The organism is Shewanella sp. SM20, from assembly GCF_025654545.1.
Classification (GTDB): domain Bacteria; phylum Pseudomonadota; class Gammaproteobacteria; order Enterobacterales; family Shewanellaceae; genus Shewanella; species Shewanella oncorhynchi.
This window is the reverse complement of sequence record NZ_JAKKRK010000047.1, coordinates 1-18,192: the sequence shown is the minus strand read 5'-3', so window position 1 is coordinate 18,192 and position 18,192 is coordinate 1. Positions and strand designations below refer to the sequence as shown.

Annotated in this window: 11 protein-coding genes; 8 read left to right on the top strand and 3 right to left on the bottom strand. The window is 45.3% G+C overall.

Annotated elements, in window-relative coordinates:
* Nucleotides 1-54: 54 nt before the first annotated feature.
* From pilB to nadC, 3 genes are all read right to left on the bottom strand, one after another.
* Entirely contained in the window at nt 55-1,767 is a 1,713-nt protein-coding gene (gene pilB / locus L5M18_RS17555; protein ID WP_263197992.1) for a type IV-A pilus assembly ATPase PilB, read from the bottom strand.
* A 62-nt stretch (nt 1,768-1,829) separates the two neighbouring features.
* Nucleotides 1,830-2,270, bottom strand: coding sequence for a prepilin-type N-terminal cleavage/methylation domain-containing protein (locus L5M18_RS23435; RefSeq protein ID WP_317629901.1), 441 nt, complete (start codon nt 2,268-2,270; stop codon nt 1,830-1,832).
* A 752-nt stretch (nt 2,271-3,022) separates the two neighbouring features.
* The gene (gene nadC / locus L5M18_RS17545; RefSeq protein WP_263197990.1) at nt 3,023-3,904 is read right to left on the bottom strand and encodes a carboxylating nicotinate-nucleotide diphosphorylase; all 882 of its coding nucleotides are present in this window, start codon (nt 3,902-3,904) and stop codon (nt 3,023-3,025) included.
* 258 nt (nt 3,905-4,162) lie between these two features.
* Between nadC and ampD the strand changes: the two genes are divergently transcribed.
* The 8 genes from ampD to L5M18_RS17505 form a co-directional block, all read left to right on the top strand.
* The gene (ampD, locus tag L5M18_RS17540) at nt 4,163-4,726 is read left to right on the top strand and encodes a 1,6-anhydro-N-acetylmuramyl-L-alanine amidase AmpD (protein WP_219255471.1); all 564 of its coding nucleotides are present in this window, start codon (nt 4,163-4,165) and stop codon (nt 4,724-4,726) included.
* A gap of 81 nt (nt 4,727-4,807) precedes the next feature.
* Nucleotides 4,808-5,659 carry a beta-lactamase regulator AmpE gene (ampE, locus tag L5M18_RS17535; RefSeq protein WP_263169634.1) on the top strand — a complete coding sequence of 284 codons (852 nt, stop codon included), beginning with the start codon at nt 4,808-4,810 and terminating at the stop codon, nt 5,657-5,659.
* Nucleotides 5,660-5,975: 316 nt separating this feature from the next.
* Nucleotides 5,976-6,728, top strand: a complete 753-nt coding sequence (gene pdhR / locus L5M18_RS17530) for a pyruvate dehydrogenase complex transcriptional repressor PdhR (protein WP_105250401.1) — start codon at nt 5,976-5,978, stop codon at nt 6,726-6,728.
* A gap of 81 nt (nt 6,729-6,809) precedes the next feature.
* The gene (gene aceE, locus L5M18_RS17525; protein WP_105250400.1) at nt 6,810-9,476 is read left to right on the top strand and encodes a pyruvate dehydrogenase (acetyl-transferring), homodimeric type; all 2,667 of its coding nucleotides are present in this window, start codon (nt 6,810-6,812) and stop codon (nt 9,474-9,476) included.
* A 12-nt stretch (nt 9,477-9,488) separates the two neighbouring features.
* Nucleotides 9,489-11,495: a dihydrolipoyllysine-residue acetyltransferase gene (gene aceF, locus L5M18_RS17520; protein ID WP_263197989.1), complete on the top strand. Its 2,007-nt coding sequence runs from the start codon at nt 9,489-9,491 to the stop codon at nt 11,493-11,495.
* 147 nt (nt 11,496-11,642) lie between these two features.
* Nucleotides 11,643-13,070 carry a dihydrolipoyl dehydrogenase gene (gene lpdA / locus L5M18_RS17515; protein WP_105250398.1) on the top strand — a complete coding sequence of 476 codons (1,428 nt, stop codon included), beginning with the start codon at nt 11,643-11,645 and terminating at the stop codon, nt 13,068-13,070.
* Nucleotides 13,071-13,209: 139 nt separating this feature from the next.
* Nucleotides 13,210-17,682, top strand: coding sequence for an EAL domain-containing protein (locus tag L5M18_RS17510; protein WP_263197987.1), 4,473 nt, complete (start codon nt 13,210-13,212; stop codon nt 17,680-17,682).
* Nucleotides 17,683-18,043: 361 nt separating this feature from the next.
* Nucleotides 18,044-18,192: transposase family protein (locus L5M18_RS17505; protein WP_263198011.1), on the top strand; the 149-nt coding region annotated here is incomplete at its 3' end.

Genomic DNA, 18,192 nt, shown 5'->3' with positions numbered 1-18,192 from the left:
TAAACTGGCTTGTAGTACTTGCTCAGCCTAAAGCTTAGGTATAAAACACGAAATTTAACCAAAACTTGTTACACGATTGACTTCTGCAATACTAGTTACGCCGTGAATCACTTTCAATAATCCAGATTGACGTAAATCACGCATCCCTTGTGCTTTAGCTTGGGAGGCGATTTGTAAGGAGTTACCGCCTTCCATGATAGTACGCGCTATCTCATCGGACATCTTCATCACTTCGTAAATACCAACCCGGCCTTTGTAGCCAGCAGAGCAATGTTCACAGCCTACAGGTTTAAAGGTAGTAAAGCCTTGGGTAATTTGTGTTTGAGAAAAACCTAAACGTAATAGTTCATGCTCGGGGATGATTTCAGCTTGCTTACATTCGGGGCAAAGTCGACGCGCCAAACGCTGGGCAATAATCAGGTTAACTGAGCTGGCGATGTTATAACCGGGCACGCCCATATTGATTAAACGGGTCAAGGTTTCGGCGGCCGAGTTTGTGTGTAGGGTCGATAATACTAAGTGACCCGTTTGTGCCGCTTTAATGGCAATTTCGGCGGTTTCAAGATCGCGAATTTCACCCACCATCACTACATCGGGGTCTTGGCGCAGGAATGAACGTAAAGCGGAGGCGAAGGTGAGGCCTGCTTTTAAGTTTATGTGAACTTGGTTTACACCCTCAAGGTTTATTTCTACCGGATCTTCGGCGGTAGAAATATTACGCTCTTCAGTATTGAGAATATTTAATCCTGTATAGAGTGAGACTGTTTTACCTGAGCCTGTTGGGCCGGTCACTAAAATCATCCCTTGGGGTTTTGCTAACATCTCAAGGTAAAGTTTTTCTTGGTCGGGCTCGTAACCGAGCTTTTCAATGCCCAGTTGTGCGGAGGATGAATCCAAGATCCGCATTACAATTTTTTCGCCCCACAGGGTCGGCAGGGTACTTACCCGAAAGTCGATGGACTTAGTGCGGGAAAGCTTCATCTTGATCCGGCCGTCTTGCGGTACGCGGCGTTCGGCGATATCAAGTTTCGACATTACTTTTAGGCGCGCCGATAAACGACCTGCAAGGCTTATAGGGGGTTCAGAGACTTCGTGTAAAATACCGTCGATGCGAAAACGAATGCGGTAGCGCTTCTCATAGGGTTCGAAGTGCAAATCCGAGGCGCCTTTACGAATGGCATCGGTTAGAATTTTATTGATATAGATAACAATAGGTGCATCATCGCTGGCCTCGCCTGCGGACTCTTCATTACGTCTGTCAGTGTCAGTAATTTCAATGCTCGCCAGTGCCGCTTCATCCATGCTGCCTAAATCGAGACCACTGATATCTTCTTCGAGGATTTTTTCTAGCGCTTTAGCCAATTTATCTTCTTCAACCAGAATCGCTTCGGCGTGCAGGCCTGCACTAAATTGGAAATCTTCGAGGGCGGCAATATTGGTCGGGTCGGATGTGCCTATATACAGGCGATTTCCCCTTTTAAATAGCGGTAAGCAACGGTGTTTCTCAATGAGTTTTTTATTGAGGAAGTCCTCAGGAATGGAAGCAAGATCAAATTCATTGAGATCGAGTAATGGGGTGCCATATTCCTCATAGCAAAGCTCGGCAATAGCACGGGCTGAAACCAGTTTACTTTGTACTAAAGTGCTGACTAATGCTTGCTTATTCTGACGGGATTTTGTGATGGCGTTAGCCATCTGCTCTTCATTTAGCAGGCCTTTACGGATAAATAAGGTGGATAAACCTAAGTGAAGACCAGAAGTGGGCATTTTATCAGTATTACTCTTATTTTAAAGGCAAAGGCTGCTCTAGAGCAGCCTATTCTGTATTTCTAAATTTTTATACCAGCCCCTTTTTTGCACAAATTAATATCGGCACGACCTACGGCTGTCATTGTGTATGTCACTCCACCGTTATTATCAAAAACCCCAGCTAAGCTGCAGTTTTTAGTTGCCCACGTTAAAGTTGCCCCAGTACCTTCAGCAGGAGTTGCGCTAGCTGTTATTTGAGCATTTTTTGCTAATTCTGCAGTAAGTTCGTTTGGTGTACCACTGCAACCGATACCCGTTTGAACACAAGCTTGTACTTTGGTCGCAACTGATGTGAGGCCTTTCATTGCAGCACCACCTTCAGCTGTGACTACATAATCCTTATACGCAGGCAGTGCAATTGCAGCCAAAATACCGATAATGGCGACTACGATCATCAGTTCGATCAGAGTAAAACCCTGAGCTTTTTTATTTAATGCTTTGTTTAAATTCATGGCCTTCATTTTTCTCTCCAGCTAACTATTTAGTGACTTACTGTGGTTGAATAGAGTGTTTAACCTAACCGCTGTTTTACTCTATAAATTGTGTTATCTCATCAAACTTTATTACTCATTTATGTCAATAAAATCATTTATATGATCTATGTAACATTAACAGTACACCGATGATCTTGAATGACCCATGTGTAATGACTCATGCTGATTTATCCAAGCTCGCTTTGCTAAATTAGCACTAAGTTAATGATGGGTTAGCACTTGTTTGAATAAATTGTTTCGGCAACCGCACCTTAGGCTAACGTTTTCAAAAATATGCCTCTCAAAAAACGTGAACTAGACAATTTTAAAAAGAATCCCAGTGCTGACCTTAGGTGAGGTTGACCAAACGGCCATCTCGCCTTGGTAAAAGTTAGTACAAAGTTAGGTAAAAGGAAACAAAAATTAAGTATAAAGTACTAATAAAGTGTTGTTTTTGTATAAAAGGCTAACTTATCGACAGGTTAGGTTATAACAACTTTTTGACAATATCAGTTTAGCTGGCGTGTCTCTCTATGTTGTCAAATTGGTGACATAAAATGGTGACGGGGTGAGTGCATCGTGAGGGGGAATGCTGAGTATGATAGTGCAGGCAGGATTTCGCATTTGGTTTGCAGGAACCCTACAAAACAAAGGCATTTCGCCTTAATATTTTATGAGTGGAATGTGCTTACGGTACTTTGCGAGAACATTCCACTGCCAGTTATTAACATCTAGCGGTTTTAAGCTTTTAATCTGAGTGATAAATCTAAGGCGCGAACATGCTTAGTGAGTGCGCCAACTGAGATATAGTCCACCCCTGTTTTGGCGAATTCGGCTAAGGTATCTAAGGTGACATTACCAGAGACTTCGAGCTTAGCGCCGGCGCCTTTAGCCTTATATTGATTGTTCATTTCAACCGCTTCGACCATCTTAGTGATGTCGAAGTTATCTAACATTATGATATCTGTGCCAGAGTCGAGTGCTAAGGCGAGCTCTTCGAGTGACTCAACTTCGACTTCAACGGGTTTATTCGGGTACAAGCTGCGGGCGGTATCTACGGCTTGGCGAATACCGCCACAGACCATAATGTGGTTTTCTTTAATCAAAAAAGCATCATATAAACCAATGCGATGGTTTTTTCCGCCGCCGCAGGTGACGGCATATTTTTGTGCCGTGCGTAGGCCTGGAATCGTCTTGCGAGTATCCAACAAGCGAGTGTGAGTCCCCGCCAGTTTATCGACATAATGTTTGGTTAAGGTGGCAACACCAGAAAGTGTTTGAATAAAGTTCATTGCCGTGCGTTCGCCAGTGAGAATAGCGCGCGCAGGACCTGATAATTCACATAATAGCTGGTTGGGTAATACTAGATCGCCATCATCCACATGCCAATGCAGTGCAACTTCACCACCGAGTTGGTTAAAAACCTGCTCTGCCCATGCTTTACCACAAAAAACGCCTTCTTCACGGGTGATTAAAGTGGCTTCAGCGTACTTATCGGCGGGGATCAACATTGCTGTAATGTCGCCATAAGCGATGGCTTTGGTTTGATCGTTGATTTCGGTGCCACCTAAGTCTTCACAGAGGGCAGATTTTACTGATTGGCGGATATCATTTTCTAACATAAGCGGAGTCCTTGCATTACGGCCTACTTGCATTTTAGGTTAAGATTACCACGGCCTTAGGTCTCACGGAACAGGTTGGAAGATTGAGTAAAAGGAGTAAGCTGCAGCCTTATTTAAATTGAGAGTGGATGGTTTACTCCATGATCTCAATGTTAAAAGATAGCTCAGTCAGTAAGTTCCGTGCGTAGGGTTTCTTCTTTGCTTGGAGAAATACTGTTAGAGTAAGGCGGTATATGTGGCATAGAGGATAAGCTCATAATGCGGTTTGATTCTGGTTGGTGTGATAGTGCGAGGCGTTGTGAGTCGCCACATTTTAATCAACGTCCCTTGAATGAAGTGAGTTTGTTAGTGATCCACAATATTAGTCTGCCCGCAGGCTGCTTTGGATTACCTTACATTGATCAATTATTTCAAGGGTGTTTAGATACTAATGCCGATTCCAGCTTTGCACCGTTGCAGGGGTTGCAAGTGTCGGCGCACTTTTTGATCCGCCGCAATGGCGAGCGTGTCCAATATGTAAGCTGTAATGACAGGGCTTGGCATGCTGGGGTGTCTCGTTATGGCGAGAGAGAGAATTGTAATGATTTTTCCATTGGTATTGAACTGGAAGGCACTGATACTGAGCCTTACACTCCTGAGCAATATCAGTCACTCATCGAGTTAACACAAGCCCTACTGGTAGAATATCCATTGCTGAGTATTGAACGGATTGTGGGTCATTGTGATATTGCGCCAATGCGGAAAACTGACCCAGGGCAAAGTTTTGATTGGGAAGGATATTTAGGCAAGTTAAAGGAATATACTCAGGCGTTGCGCTCTTAGTTAATCACTTAACTTTTTGGAGTTTAGACGTATTCCATATAAACCTAGACTATTTATGGACAAATTATAGAGGTACAGCCCATGGCATTATTTTCACTCTTGGTCGCCATTTTAGTGGAGCGACTTAAATTTCTTCCTTCATCATGGCAATTTGATCGTTTACTGCAATCCTATCAGACAACATTTTTCGGTGATAAAGCGTCACTGACAAGCGTGATGATGGCGTTGGCGTTAGTGCTACCAGCCTTGTTGGTATATGTTTTATCTTGGTTAGTGGCGGGAATGTTTTGGGGCTTATTAAGTTTAGCACTATGGATTGTTGTGGCCGTGGTTTGTTTTAATCATCAGAAACAGCGTGATATTTTCAAAAAGTATATGCAAGCGGCTTGTCGCTCAGATGTCCAAGCTTGTTACCATTATGCCGCCGAACTCGATTGTAGCGAGTGTTTAGATGCTGTATCCGAGAAAGACCTAGGTGCCAAAGTGGGGCAAAGTGTTGCTTGGATTAACTATCGTTATTATGGTGCCGTGGCGCTGTTTTTCATTTTTTTAGGTCCAGTCGGTGCGGTACTGTATTGCACGGTACGTTTTTATGCCGAAGAGAATGCCCGTAAATCCCTAGAGCTACCCTTAGTCAACGAAGTGATTACGCTACTGGATTGGTTACCGAGCCGGATTTTCGCCTTTGGTTATGCCTTAAGTGGTCAATTTAGTGAAGGTTTAGCGGCGTGGCGCCGTAATGGGTTGACCTTAAATGCGACTGCTCGCACTGTGGTTGCTGAAACGGCATTAGCGGCACAACCTTTACCAGAGGTCGCAAGTGCACCTATATGTGTACAATCAACCTTAGCATTATTAGTGCTCAGTAAACGTAACTTTACACTTATTGTTGCAATACTTTCATTACTGACCATTTTTGGATTGGTGAGCTAAAAGAAGGATGCTTCGCAGCGAGAATCGAGAACGCTTCGCTGCTAGGGTGTCGTTGTGCTCCTTCTAGTCTAGAATCTAGAGCCTAGAATCTATCCGCTGCGCTTTTGGCAGCGCCTAGTGGGCGAGGTCCGTGCTTTTGTCAAATGGTCTGACCCCATAAACATTTTTTTCCGCTATGCTCTCTCTTCGTGGGTGCTTTTGATCGAGATCGCTTTTAAGGAGTGATCTTCAATCTGGACATCAAAACGCTGATTTGATAAAGTGCGCTCACTCAAAAAAATTGGTAAGACCAATTTACAACGGAGCTGAGCGCCTGATGGCCTATAGTAAAATTAATCAGCCAAAAATTTCTGACGTGATCATGGCGCAATTAGAGCAAATGATCTTAGAGGGTAGTTTACAGCCCGGTCAGAAGTTACCGCCTGAACGCGAACTGGCGATCCAGTTTGAAGTGTCTCGACCTTCTTTGCGTGAAGCTATTCAAAAGCTTGAGGCAAAAGGACTGTTAATGCGCCGCCAAGGCGGTGGTACTTATGTCAAAGAACAACTCTGGCAGACCCTTGCCGATCCTATTGTTGAACTGATGAATTCAGATCCAGAGAGTCAGTACGACTTACTGGAGTTCCGCCATGCCACCGAAGGCATGATGGCCTATTTTGCGGCCCTGCGTGGTACCGACGCCGATATGCAAAATATCAAGCGTATGATCCTCGAGGTGGAAGCCGCCACCGATATCGAACAAAAAGCTGCTGCGATTGTGCGTTTTTATCGTGCTGTGGCGGAAGCGTCACATAACGTGGCTATGTTACACCTCGTTCTTAGTTTAACCCCTGTGCTGCATCAAAATGTGGCGCAAAACCTGGAGCTTTTAAGCCGCCGCGAAGAAGCTTCTACTATGGCTAACGATCACAGACGGGCCTTGCTCGCTGCCATCGTTCGTCGTGATCCCGACGCCGCCAGAGAAGCCTCGAATGAACACTTAAGTTACATCGAAGAGGTGATGTTATCTGTGCGGGAAGAAGATAGCCGGTTGCAGCGAAGCTTGCGCCGTTTAAAGAGTGGCGCTTAAGTTCTGTGATTTAGCTGCCAGCTAAATCGGAATATGCCGCAAACACCATTCATTATCATGTATATAGAGAAGGACAGTGTCATGTCTGAAGATATGCTACAAGACGTAGATCCGTTAGAGACTCAGGAATGGGTTGATGCCCTGCAAGCCGTGTTGGAACAGGAAGGCCCAGAGCGCGCGCATTTTTTACTAGAAAAGCTGATCGATAAAGCGCGTCGTAATGGCACTCACTTGCCTTATAACGCCACAACGGCTTACCTGAACACTATCCCTGCGGGTCAAGAGCCGCACATGCCTGGCAACCAAGAGATGGAACGTCGCATTCGCGCCATCATCCGTTGGAACGCTTTAGCTATGGTGCTTCGTGGTTCTAAGAAAGATTTAGAATTAGGCGGCCATATTTCAAGCTTCGCCTCAAGCGCGACTATTTATGACGTATGTTTTAACCACTTCTTCCGCGCACCAAATGAAAAAGACGGTGGCGATTTAGTGTATTTCCAAGGCCATATCGCCCCTGGCATTTATGCGCGTTCATTCTTAGAAGGTCGCTTAAGCGAAGACCAACTGGCTAACTTCCGTCAAGAAGTGGATGGCAAGGGTCTGTCTTCATACCCACATCCAAAACTGATGCCGGATTACTGGCAATTTCCAACGGTTTCTATGGGCTTAGGTCCTATCCAAGCGATTTATCAGGCGCGTTTCCTGAAATATCTGACTGACCGTGGTCTGAAAGATTGTTCAGCACAAACCGTTTACTGTTTCTTAGGTGATGGTGAGTGTGATGAGCCAGAAGCTTTAGGTGCGATTGGTTTAGCGGCCCGTGAAGAATTAGATAACTTAGTCTTCATCGTTAACTGTAACTTACAGCGTCTTGATGGCCCTGTACGTGGTAACGGTAAGATCATCCAAGAACTTGAAGGCGAATTCCGCGGCGCAGGCTGGGAAGTCGTTAAAGTGATTTGGGGTCGTTACTGGGATCCATTATTAGCCCGTGATACGAGCGGTAAGTTACTGCAGTTAATGGAAGAAACCGTTGACGGTGAATACCAAAACTGTAAAGCCAAAGGTGGCGCTTATACTCGCGAACACTTCTTTGGTAAGTATCCTGAAACGGCCGAAATGGTGGCTAACATGTCAGATGATGACATTTGGCGCTTAAACCGTGGCGGTCATGATCCGGTGAAAGTATACGCAGCCTTAGATCACGCGCAAAAAACCAAAGGTCGCCCAACGGTGATTTTAGCTAAGACTGTAAAAGGTTACGGCTTAGGTGATGCGGGTGAAGGTAAAAACATCGCTCACAACGTGAAGAAAATGGGTATCGAGTCTATCCGTTACTTCCGCGATCGTTTCAATATTCCGATCCCAGATGACCAGTTAGAAGATCTGCCTTTCTATCACCCAGGTCCAGATTCTGAAGAAGTGAAGTACATGATGAGCCGTCGTGAAGCGCTGCATGGCAGCGTGCCACAACGTCGTCAAAAGTTCACCGAAGAGATGGAAGTGCCGTCACTGAAGATTTTCGATTCGATTTTACAGGGCTCTAACGGCCGTGAAATTTCATCGACTATGGCATTCGTTCGTGTTCTGACAGCTCTGCTGAAAGACAAGAAAATTGGCAAAAATATTGTGCCAATTATTCCTGACGAAGCTCGTACTTTCGGTATGGAAGGTTTGTTCCGTCAAGTGGGTATTTATGCTCACGAAGGCCAAAAATATATTCCGCAGGATTCTGACCAAGTTGCTTACTACCGTGAAGATAAAACCGGCCAAGTATTGCAAGAAGGGATTAACGAACTCGGCGCTATGTCTTCATGGGTATCAGCAGCGACGAGCTACTCAGTCAACGATACACCTATGATCCCGTTCTACATCTACTACTCAATGTTCGGTTTCCAACGTATTGGCGACATGGCTTGGGCTGCGGGTGACATGCGTGCTCGTGGTTTCTTAGTGGGCGGTACTTCAGGCCGTACAACGCTTAACGGCGAAGGTTTACAGCATCAAGATGGTCACAGCCACGTATTGGCGAACACTATCCCTAACTGTATTACTTACGATCCAACCTACGGCTACGAAATTGCCGTTGTGGTACAAGATGGTATCCGTCGTATGTACGGCGAAAATCAAGAAGATATCTTCTATTACTTGACAACAATGAACGAAAACTATGAGCAACCAGCCATGCCAGAAGGTGCGGAAGTGGGCATAGTGAAAGGTATCTACAAGTTAGAAACGGTTGCGGGTTCAGGTAAAGGCAAAGTTCAGTTAATGAGCTGTGGCACTATCCTTGAACAAACTCGTAAAGCGGCGCAAGCACTGGCGAAAGACTTTGGTATTACTGCCGACGTATTCAGTGTGACCAGCTTTAACGAATTGACTCGTGATGGTCAAGCCGCTGAGCGTTGGAACATGCTGCACCCAACCGAAACGCCAAAACAAGCCTATATCAGCCAAGTGATTTCAAGTGATGCACCTGCAATTGTCGCGACTGACTATATGAAGATTTACGGCGAACAGTTACGTGCTTATATTCCTACCGATTACAAAGTATTAGGTACTGACGGTTTCGGTCGTTCAGACAGCCGCGAGAATCTGCGTCACCACTTCGAAGTGGACGCTAAGTTCATCGTTATTGCGGCACTGAAATCACTGGTTGATCGCAAAGAGCTGCCTGTCGATGTGTTAGCAAAAGCCATTAAAGAATATGGTATCGACGCTGACAAGATCAATCCACAGTACGCGTAAGAGGCAATGAAAATGGCTGAATTAAAAGAAGTTTTTGTTCCTGATATCGGCGGCGATGAAGTGCAAGTGATCGAAATTTGTGTGGCTGTGGGTGATACCTTAGCTGCAGAAGAATCGATTCTTACCGTCGAAAGCGACAAGGCGACTATGGATATTCCAGCGCCTTTCGCCGGTGTTTTAGCCGAATTGAAAGTGGCTGTGGGCGATAAAGTATCTGAAGGTACTTTGATTGCTATGATGCAAGCGGCGGGCGCGGCAGCTGCCGCTCCGGCTCCAGTTGCAGCCCCCGCTCAGGCGGCACCAGCATCTGCACCAGTTCAAGCGGCTCCTGCCCCTGTGGCTGCTGCTCCTGCGACGGGCGCAACCAAAGTGGTTGAAGTCACTGTGCCAGATATCGGTGGCGACACTGATGTATCGGTTATCGAAGTATTGGTTGCTGTCGGTGACACGATTGAAGTTGATAGCGGTTTAATTACCCTAGAAACAGACAAAGCGACGATGGACGTGCCATCACCTTTCGCGGGTGTGGTTAAAGACGTTAAAGTTGCGGTTGGCGATAAAGTGTCGCAAGGCTCTTTAGTCATCATGCTTGAAGTGGGCGGTGCTGCACCTGCTGTGGCTCCAAGCGTTAGCGCGCCAGCTGCAACTGTGGCTCAGGCGGCTCCTGCCGCTACGGTAGCGCCAGCGGCCGCAGCACCAGCGGCAAGCGTGGTTGCGGTAAAAGAAATTCAAGTGCCGGATATTGGCGATGCCAGTAATGTCGATGTGATCGAAGTGCTCGTGTCTGTCGGTGATGAAATCACTGCCGACCAAGGTTTGATTACGCTTGAAACTGACAAAGCCACCATGGAAGTGCCTGCGCCATTCGCCGGTAAACTGCTGTCTTTGACTGTTAAAGTGGGTGACAAGGTTTCTCAAGGTAGCGTCATTGCGACGATTGAGACGACTTCTGTTGCAACAGTAAGTGCGGGTGCAGCTCAAGCTGCTGTTCCAGCTCCAGTGAGCGCTGCACCCGTTGCAGCCCCAACACCTGCAAGCCGTCCACCAGTACCACATCACCCAAGCGCAGGTACACCTGTGTCTACCGGTGCGGTACATGCGTCTCCTGCAGTACGCCGTTTAGCCCGTGAGTTTGGTGTCGACTTGACCCAAGTGACAGGTTCTGGCCGTAAAGGTCGCATTATGAAAGAAGACGTGCAGGCGTATGTGAAATACGAACTGTCGCGTCCGAAAGCGACTGCTGCAACTTCTGTTGGTTCAGGTAACGGCGGTGGTCTGCAAGTGATTGCAGCACCTAAAGTTGATTTCAGTAAGTTTGGTGAAGTGGAAGAGATTCCATTAAGCCGTATCCAGAAGATTTCTGGCCCTAACTTACACCGCAACTGGGTGACTATCCCTCACGTGACTCAGTTCGATGAAGCTGATATCACTGAAATGGAAGAGTTCCGCAAGCAGCAAAACGATGTAGCGGCGAAGAAAAAAGCCGATTACAAGATCACGCCTTTAGTGTTTATGCTGAAAGCTGTGGCTAAAACATTGCAACAGTTCCCTGTGTTCAACTCGAGCTTAAGCTCTGATGGCGAATCACTGATCCAGAAGAAGTATTTCCACATCGGTGTGGCGGTTGATACGCCAAACGGTTTGGTTGTGCCAGTCGTGCGTGACGTGGATAAGAAAGGCATTATCGAGTTATCTCGTGAACTGGCTGATATCTCTATCCGTGCCCGTGATGGCAAGCTGAAATCTGCTGATATGCAAGGTAGCTGTTTCACCATTTCAAGTTTAGGTGGTATTGGCGGTACGGCGTTTACGCCTATCGTGAACTACCCAGACGTGGCGATTTTAGGTGTGTCTAAATCTGAAATTAAGCCTAAGTGGAATGGTAAAGAGTTCGAACCTAAATTGATGTTGCCGCTGTCACTGTCATACGATCACCGCGTGATCGATGGTGCCATGGCTGCACGTTTTAGCGTAACGCTGTCAGGAATTCTGTCCGATATTCGTACTTTGGTTCTGTAAGCATATAAGGCTGCTCATCTTGAGCAGCCTTTTGTTTATTGTGATCAGTATCAAACACAGGTTAAAATGCGCCCACCTTACGCGCTGGCGCATTTTCGGTTGGCAGGATAGCTCCTCCAACGGATTGAATGAGAATTAGAGGAAAACATGAGTAACGAAATCAAAACTCAGGTAGTGGTATTAGGTGCAGGTCCTGCAGGTTATTCTGCGGCTTTCCGTGCTGCTGACTTAGGTCTGGAAACCATCATAGTTGAACGTTTTAGCACTTTAGGTGGCGTGTGTCTTAACGTGGGTTGTATCCCATCTAAAGCCTTACTGCACGTTGCTAAAGTTATCGAAGAAGCCAAAGCGGTTGCCGCTCACGGTGTGGTCTTCGGCGAGCCAACTATCGATTTAGATAAGTTACGTGGCTTTAAAGAAAAAGTCATTGGCCAATTAACTGGCGGATTGGGCGGCATGTCCAAAATGCGTAAAGTTAACGTGGTTAACGGTTTTGGTAAATTCACTGGCCCTAACACGCTAGAAGTGACTGCTGAAGATGGCACTGTGACTAAAGTGACTTTTGAGCAAGCGATCATTGCAGCGGGTTCTCGCCCAATCAAACTGCCATTTATTCCGCATGAAGATCCACGTATTTGGGATTCGACTGACGCATTAGAACTGAAAGAAGTTCCAGGCAAGTTGTTAGTGATGGGCGGCGGTATTATCGGTCTAGAAATGGGTACTGTGTACGCTTCTTTAGGCAGCCAAATCGACGTGGTTGAGATGTTCGACCAAGTGATCCCTGCGGCAGATAAAGATGTGGTTCGCGTATTTACTAAGCAAATCAAGAAGAAATTCAACCTGATCCTTGAAACTAAAGTCACAGCGGTAGAAGCCCGTGAAGACGGTATCTATGTTTCTATGGAAGGTAAGAGCGCACCAACTGAAGCAGTCCGTTACGATGCCGTATTGGTAGCAATTGGCCGCGCACCTAATGGCAAGTCGTTAGATGCTGAAAAAGCAGGTGTTAACGTTGATGAGCGTGGCTTTATCAAGGTTGATAAGCAACTGCGTACTAACGTACCGCACATCTATGCAATTGGTGACATCGTTGGTCAACCAATGTTGGCTCACAAAGGCGTGCACGAAGGCCATGTAGCGGCTGAAGTTATCGCTGGCATGAAGCACTATTTCGATCCAAAAGTCATCCCATCTATTGCTTACACTGACCCTGAAGTCGCTTGGGTTGGTCTGACTGAGAAAGAAGCGAAAGAGCAAGGTATTGCTTACGAAACCGCAACTTTCCCATGGGCTGCAAGTGGTCGTGCGATTGCGTCAGATTGTTCTGAAGGTATGACTAAGCTGATTTTCGACAAAGACACTCACCGCGTGATCGGTGGTGCTATTGTGGGTGTTAACGGCGGCGAGCTGTTAGGCGAAATCGGTCTAGCGATTGAAATGGGTTGTGATGCTGAAGATTTAGCATTAACCATTCACGCTCACCCAACACTGCACGAATCAGTAGGCTTAGCGGCTGAAATGTACGAAGGTTCTATTACTGATTTGCCAAACCCAAAGGCAAAGAAAAAGTAATTTAGCTGTCGATTAAAAAAGCGCTCACTTGAGCGCTTTTTTATTGCCTGTATTTTTTTGTAAATTTTATGTAAACAAGCGGGTGAATTGATAGGATTGAGCTGCTACAGTACAGTTATGGTATGCGGTAAGTTGTCACATGCAAACAAAAATAATTAGAACAATTCTGACATGTTTCATCCTTTCACTGATTAGCGTCCATTCGGCTTGGGCGGGCGGCTTCGTGCAGCGTGTTTTTACCGATAGAGACGGTTTAGCTGTCACCAGCATCCGAGGTCTAGCCTTAGATGACTACGGTTTTGTATGGGCAGCGACTGAGCAGGGCTTGTATCGGGTCAGTAATTCTAAGGTGCGGCGCATTGATAAAATTGGCACGGAATCACGGCTTGCGGATGACTTTTTAACGACAGTGGTGAACATCGACCGAGACAAGTTATTGGTCAGCACTAATGCCGCGATTTACCTTTACGATATAGTACAAAATCAATTTACCGCGTTTGGTTCTCCCTATCTATTCCCGCAGTTTCCAGGTGGTGCGCTGATATCGGCAGCCCGCAAGAATAGCAAAACATGGCGATTATTAATTGATAATGGTCAGATCTATGAGTTTTCCCCTTCAAAGTCTGAACTGCGCCTTATCACCCAATTAGCTGTTAATCGCGACCTTCCTTGGCGCAAGTTATTACTTATGCCCAATGGACACATGTTGGTTGCGGGGCAGTTGCAACTAGAGCTCCTCGATAACAAGGGCGAACGGCTGTTCCAATACCCTTGGACCGAATCTATGGGCAGTATTCTCGATATGTTGGAGGATACTCAACATAGGATCTGGATTGCGACAGGGCGTGGTGTTTATCAATTAGATCAAATCGCTCATCAAATTACACCTGTGCCAGAATTACCCGATTGGAGCACAGCGATCATTGAAGATGCTAAAGGGTATTTGTGGTTTGCCAGTCGTATTGGCTTGTTAAAATGGTCGCCTGAGACACGGTTGATTGAGAACTATCAGCAAGAGTTGAAGGCTGAGGCCAACATGGAAATGCTGAAAGCCATGTTGTTTGATGATGCAGGCTTGATGTGGGTTGGAGGCTCTGGTGATGGATTGGCATTGTTAGCGTCACAGCCTGATTTCATTCTTGATACTTATGCGGCAGATGAACCCTATCAGCTGAGCGATGCCATGACTTGGTCTGTACATGCCAGTGATGAAGGGGTTTGGCTCGGTTCTTCTAGTTTAGATTTTGTTGCTAAGGGCAGTAAAAAAGCGGTTAACATTCCGATTGAGGGGTTTAATCCCCACGAAAGTATTTATGATATTAGTGAGTTTGAGGACCATTATTTACTGATCTCAACAACCAGTGGTCTTTTTGTTATTGATAAAGAGACCTTGCAAGGCAGCAGTTTTTCTAAATGGACTCACGGTCAGGATGACTTTAAAAATAAGCTCATATATAAAACTTATCGGGATCCCAAACTGAAAGGACGCGTCTGGATTGCGACTACCACGGGACTCTATTTTTGGGAAATGGGACTCTATGAGCCCCAGCCATTTGATATTGATAAGTCATCGAACGAATTTGATGGCCCCAAGCGGCCAGTGATCCGCACGATTTATCGTACCTCTGACGGTCGTCTTTGGGTTGGCGGTAAAAAAGTCTTTGGTTACATAGACAGTCAAAACGAGTTTCATGATCAACGGCACTTATTTAATGCTTTTGCGGCACAACCAACGATTAGCCATATTGAAGAAATGTCCCCGGGAATTATCTGGTTTGGTTCCTATGAAAAAGGTTTGTTTGAATATCATCAGCAGGCGGAATCGTTAGTTTCACTGACTTCCGAATGGCAATTAAATTGTAGTTCAGTGTTTTTTATTCAAAAGACCCCTAAGTCAAATCTTGTGGGTTGTGCTGATTCTTTGATTCGTCAGGATATTCAAACTGGCAATATCGCCATGTTTAATCAACTTGATGGTTTGATTTCCGATGAAATGAACGAGGGCGCTTATTTTTATTCGCCAAAAACAGGCTTTTACTTAGGAACACCTGAAGGTGTGATGCGACTCGATGTCAATAGCCTGGTCAATCGTATAACCGATGACCATGTGATGCTTGAATCTGTCTCTGTGTACTATAACAACACGACAGAAGTATCCTTGTTGCCGCGTAACCTGATGACTATCAAACCCGATGCGAATATGGTGAGTTTTCAAATCACTAACTTAGATTATCTCGATGATTCGCCAATTCAATTTAAATACCGATTACGTTATCAGGATGAAGATAGCCATTATGTCTTGTTGCAGGGGGAATCTCAGATCAACCTCGCAGGATTAGCGGCGGGTGGCTATGTGTTAGATATTTTGAGTCAAGTTAATGGGATATGGTCAGATAAGCCGTTCTCTTATCCTTTTTATGTTGAGCAGCATTGGTGGTTATCCCAAGGTTTTAAAGGTATTTTGCTGCTGTTATTTTCAATTATTGCTTTAAGTCTTGCTTGGTATCGACAACGACAGATCAATACATTTAAGCAGATGAATCTGGCATTAACGGAGAGTGAGGACAGGTTAAGGCAGTCTTTGCGCGGCAGTGACTCAGATCTCTGGGAGTGGCATAAAAATACTCAGGCATTTCACCTTGATAATCGCGGTTCGGTGCTTGGTACGCATGCCAATGAGATTGTGGTGAGCTTAGAGGATTTGCCTGTGCATCCGCAGGATAGGGAGAAAGCTCTCGCTCAGTGGGACAACATGATGGCGGGTGAGATTGACCGATTCGAGGCCGAATATCGCTATCAGCGTAAGGACGGTAATTGGGGATGGCTGAGGGTTAGAGGGCGGCCAGTTGCTCGCAATAAGCACTCAAATGAAATTGAACGGGTCGCGGGTATTTATAGCGATATTACTGTGCAACGCCAGCTAGAAGATGAAATTAATTTATTGGCGAAAGCGTTTGGCAATACCTCTGAAGGTGTGTTGATTTTAGATGTCGAAGGCGGTATTCGCGTTGCGAATTACGCTGCGCAACAAATTATTGGTATAGATTCTGACGACTTAGTCGGGCAACCATTTGCACAATTCGTACAGATGAATGACGGGTTAGCATCGGAAATCAAGCAACTTCTCCGTGATAGTCAGTCTTGGACCGGAGAGCGGGAGTTAATCCGCGCCAATCAGCAACTCTGTCCAGTGTGGCTAAACGTGTCGGTGATGCAAAGCATTAACGGGAAAGTAACCCACTATGTGGTGGTATTTTCTGATATTACGGAGCGTAAACGTACTGAAGCCGATTTACGCCGTTTGGCTAATTACGATGTGCTTACTGGTTTGCCAAATCGCTCCTTATTTTCTAGCCGTCTATTACAGTCGATTCAAGCTGCGCAACAAACAGGTGAGAAACTGGCGTTACTGTTTTTAGATCTCGATAGATTTAAGCATGTTAATGATTCCTATGGTCATAGCATGGGCGATGCACTGCTGGTCGAAGCATCAAGTCGACTGCAATCTTGTATTTCCAGTGAGCATTTACTCTGTCGTTTTGGTGGCGATGAATTTGTGATTTTACTCCGCAATGCAAACAGCATTGACGATATTAACCATGTCGCCGAGCGCCTGTTGGAGCAAATTGTCGCGCCTTTTAAGTTGTATGGTCGGGAATTTTATATTTCTACCAGTATAGGCATCAGTATTTGGCCCGACGATGCGGTGCAGCCTGAGGCTTTTATCAAGAATGCCGATCTTGCTATGTACCATGCCAAAGAAGAAGGGCGAGGCAATTTTCAATATTATTCCTCGGAGCGTAATGCTCAAGCCCTCTATCATTTACGGCTTGAAGCCGATTTACGCAAAGCTATAGAGCGGCAAGAGTTCGAGCTTTATTACCAGCCGCAAATTGATATTTTGCGTAATGATAAGCTCATAGGAATGGAGGCATTAATTCGCTGGAAACATCCGCAAGACGGCTTTATTCGCCCCGATATTTTCATTAAAGTTGCTGAGGCTTGCGGTTTAATTGTTGATATTGACCGCTGGGTATTAAGACAAGCCTGTGTGCAGGGGGCCAATTGGACTAAGCGCTATGGCTCTGGCTTTAAGTTGTCGGTTAATATTTCGGCGGTGCATTTTAGGCAGCCAGATTTTATTGAAGATATCCAAAGAATTTTGCAAGAAACCCAAATGCCAACAGCATCTTTAGGATTAGAAATCACCGAAGGCGTATTGATGAAGGAGTTGCATGTCGCTAAAGACCACCTGACTCGATTGAAATCTTTGGGGATCGAGGTTGCCATCGATGACTTTGGTACTGGGTATTCTTCACTGGCTTATTTGCGTAATTTTGAGGTCAATACTCTAAAAATTGATCGCTCATTTTTGATTGATATCGCCACTAATACCGCAGATCAGGCGATTGTGAGCAGTATTATTGAATTAGCCCGTAACCTTAAATTAAATGTGGTTGCTGAAGGGATTGAGACGGTTGAGCAGTTAGAGCAAGTCTTTAGCCGTGGCTGTTATATTATTCAAGGGTATTATTTTGCTAAACCTATGTGCGTTGATGATTTTGAGCGCTATTTAGAGACAGATAACAAAATCGTCTCTATTGATCATTAAGCTAGAAACATAGTCTATTATTGGCTCGCGAATACTTAATATTTGTACAGCTGATGGGCAATCGTCTGCACGATATAAGCCAGTGAGCTTGATATGTAAACGTTATCGTCTTCAGTGATGATGGATATTTTGTTTAGCAGTTTATTCAATTAAACTTCATCTGTTTGTATAAAGAGTACACAAACTTATCACTAGTCGGTCCAGATAAAATATGACTGACGGTTAAATCGATAAGTTTGTTAATATAACTCGGATTTTTATCCAGGGCAAGATCACGAACATTTAACGCGCACTTTAACATAACTGATTGACCGCGATCTTCCGTTGTGATCAGATACTGGCTTTTACGCGGAGCCAGTTTATGAACATCGATATTTTTGCAGAGCACTTTTCAGAATTAGAAGACCCAAGGCAAGCATCTAAGGTCGTTTATCCCTTGTTTGACGTGGTGTTTTTAACGCTGTGTGCAGTTATCGCAGGCTGTGAGGGCTGGGAAGATATTGAAGATTT

Coding starts and splice junctions, on each gene's coding strand:
- ampD (WP_219255471.1), top strand. CDS start 4,163: ATGCGGTTTGATTCTGGTTGGTGTGATAGTGCGAGGCGTTGTGAGTCG.
- nadC (WP_263197990.1), bottom strand. CDS start 3,904: ATGTTAGAAAATGATATCCGCCAATCAGTAAAATCTGCCCTCTGTGAA.
- ampE (WP_263169634.1), top strand. CDS start 4,808: ATGGCATTATTTTCACTCTTGGTCGCCATTTTAGTGGAGCGACTTAAA.
- aceE (WP_105250400.1), top strand. CDS start 6,810: ATGTCTGAAGATATGCTACAAGACGTAGATCCGTTAGAGACTCAGGAA.
- pilB (WP_263197992.1), bottom strand. CDS start 1,767: ATGCCCACTTCTGGTCTTCACTTAGGTTTATCCACCTTATTTATCCGT.
- pdhR (WP_105250401.1), top strand. CDS start 5,976: ATGGCCTATAGTAAAATTAATCAGCCAAAAATTTCTGACGTGATCATG.
- L5M18_RS17510 (WP_263197987.1), top strand. CDS start 13,210: ATGCAAACAAAAATAATTAGAACAATTCTGACATGTTTCATCCTTTCA.
- L5M18_RS23435 (WP_317629901.1), bottom strand. CDS start 2,270: ATGAAGGCCATGAATTTAAACAAAGCATTAAATAAAAAAGCTCAGGGT.
- lpdA (WP_105250398.1), top strand. CDS start 11,643: ATGAGTAACGAAATCAAAACTCAGGTAGTGGTATTAGGTGCAGGTCCT.
- aceF (WP_263197989.1), top strand. CDS start 9,489: ATGGCTGAATTAAAAGAAGTTTTTGTTCCTGATATCGGCGGCGATGAA.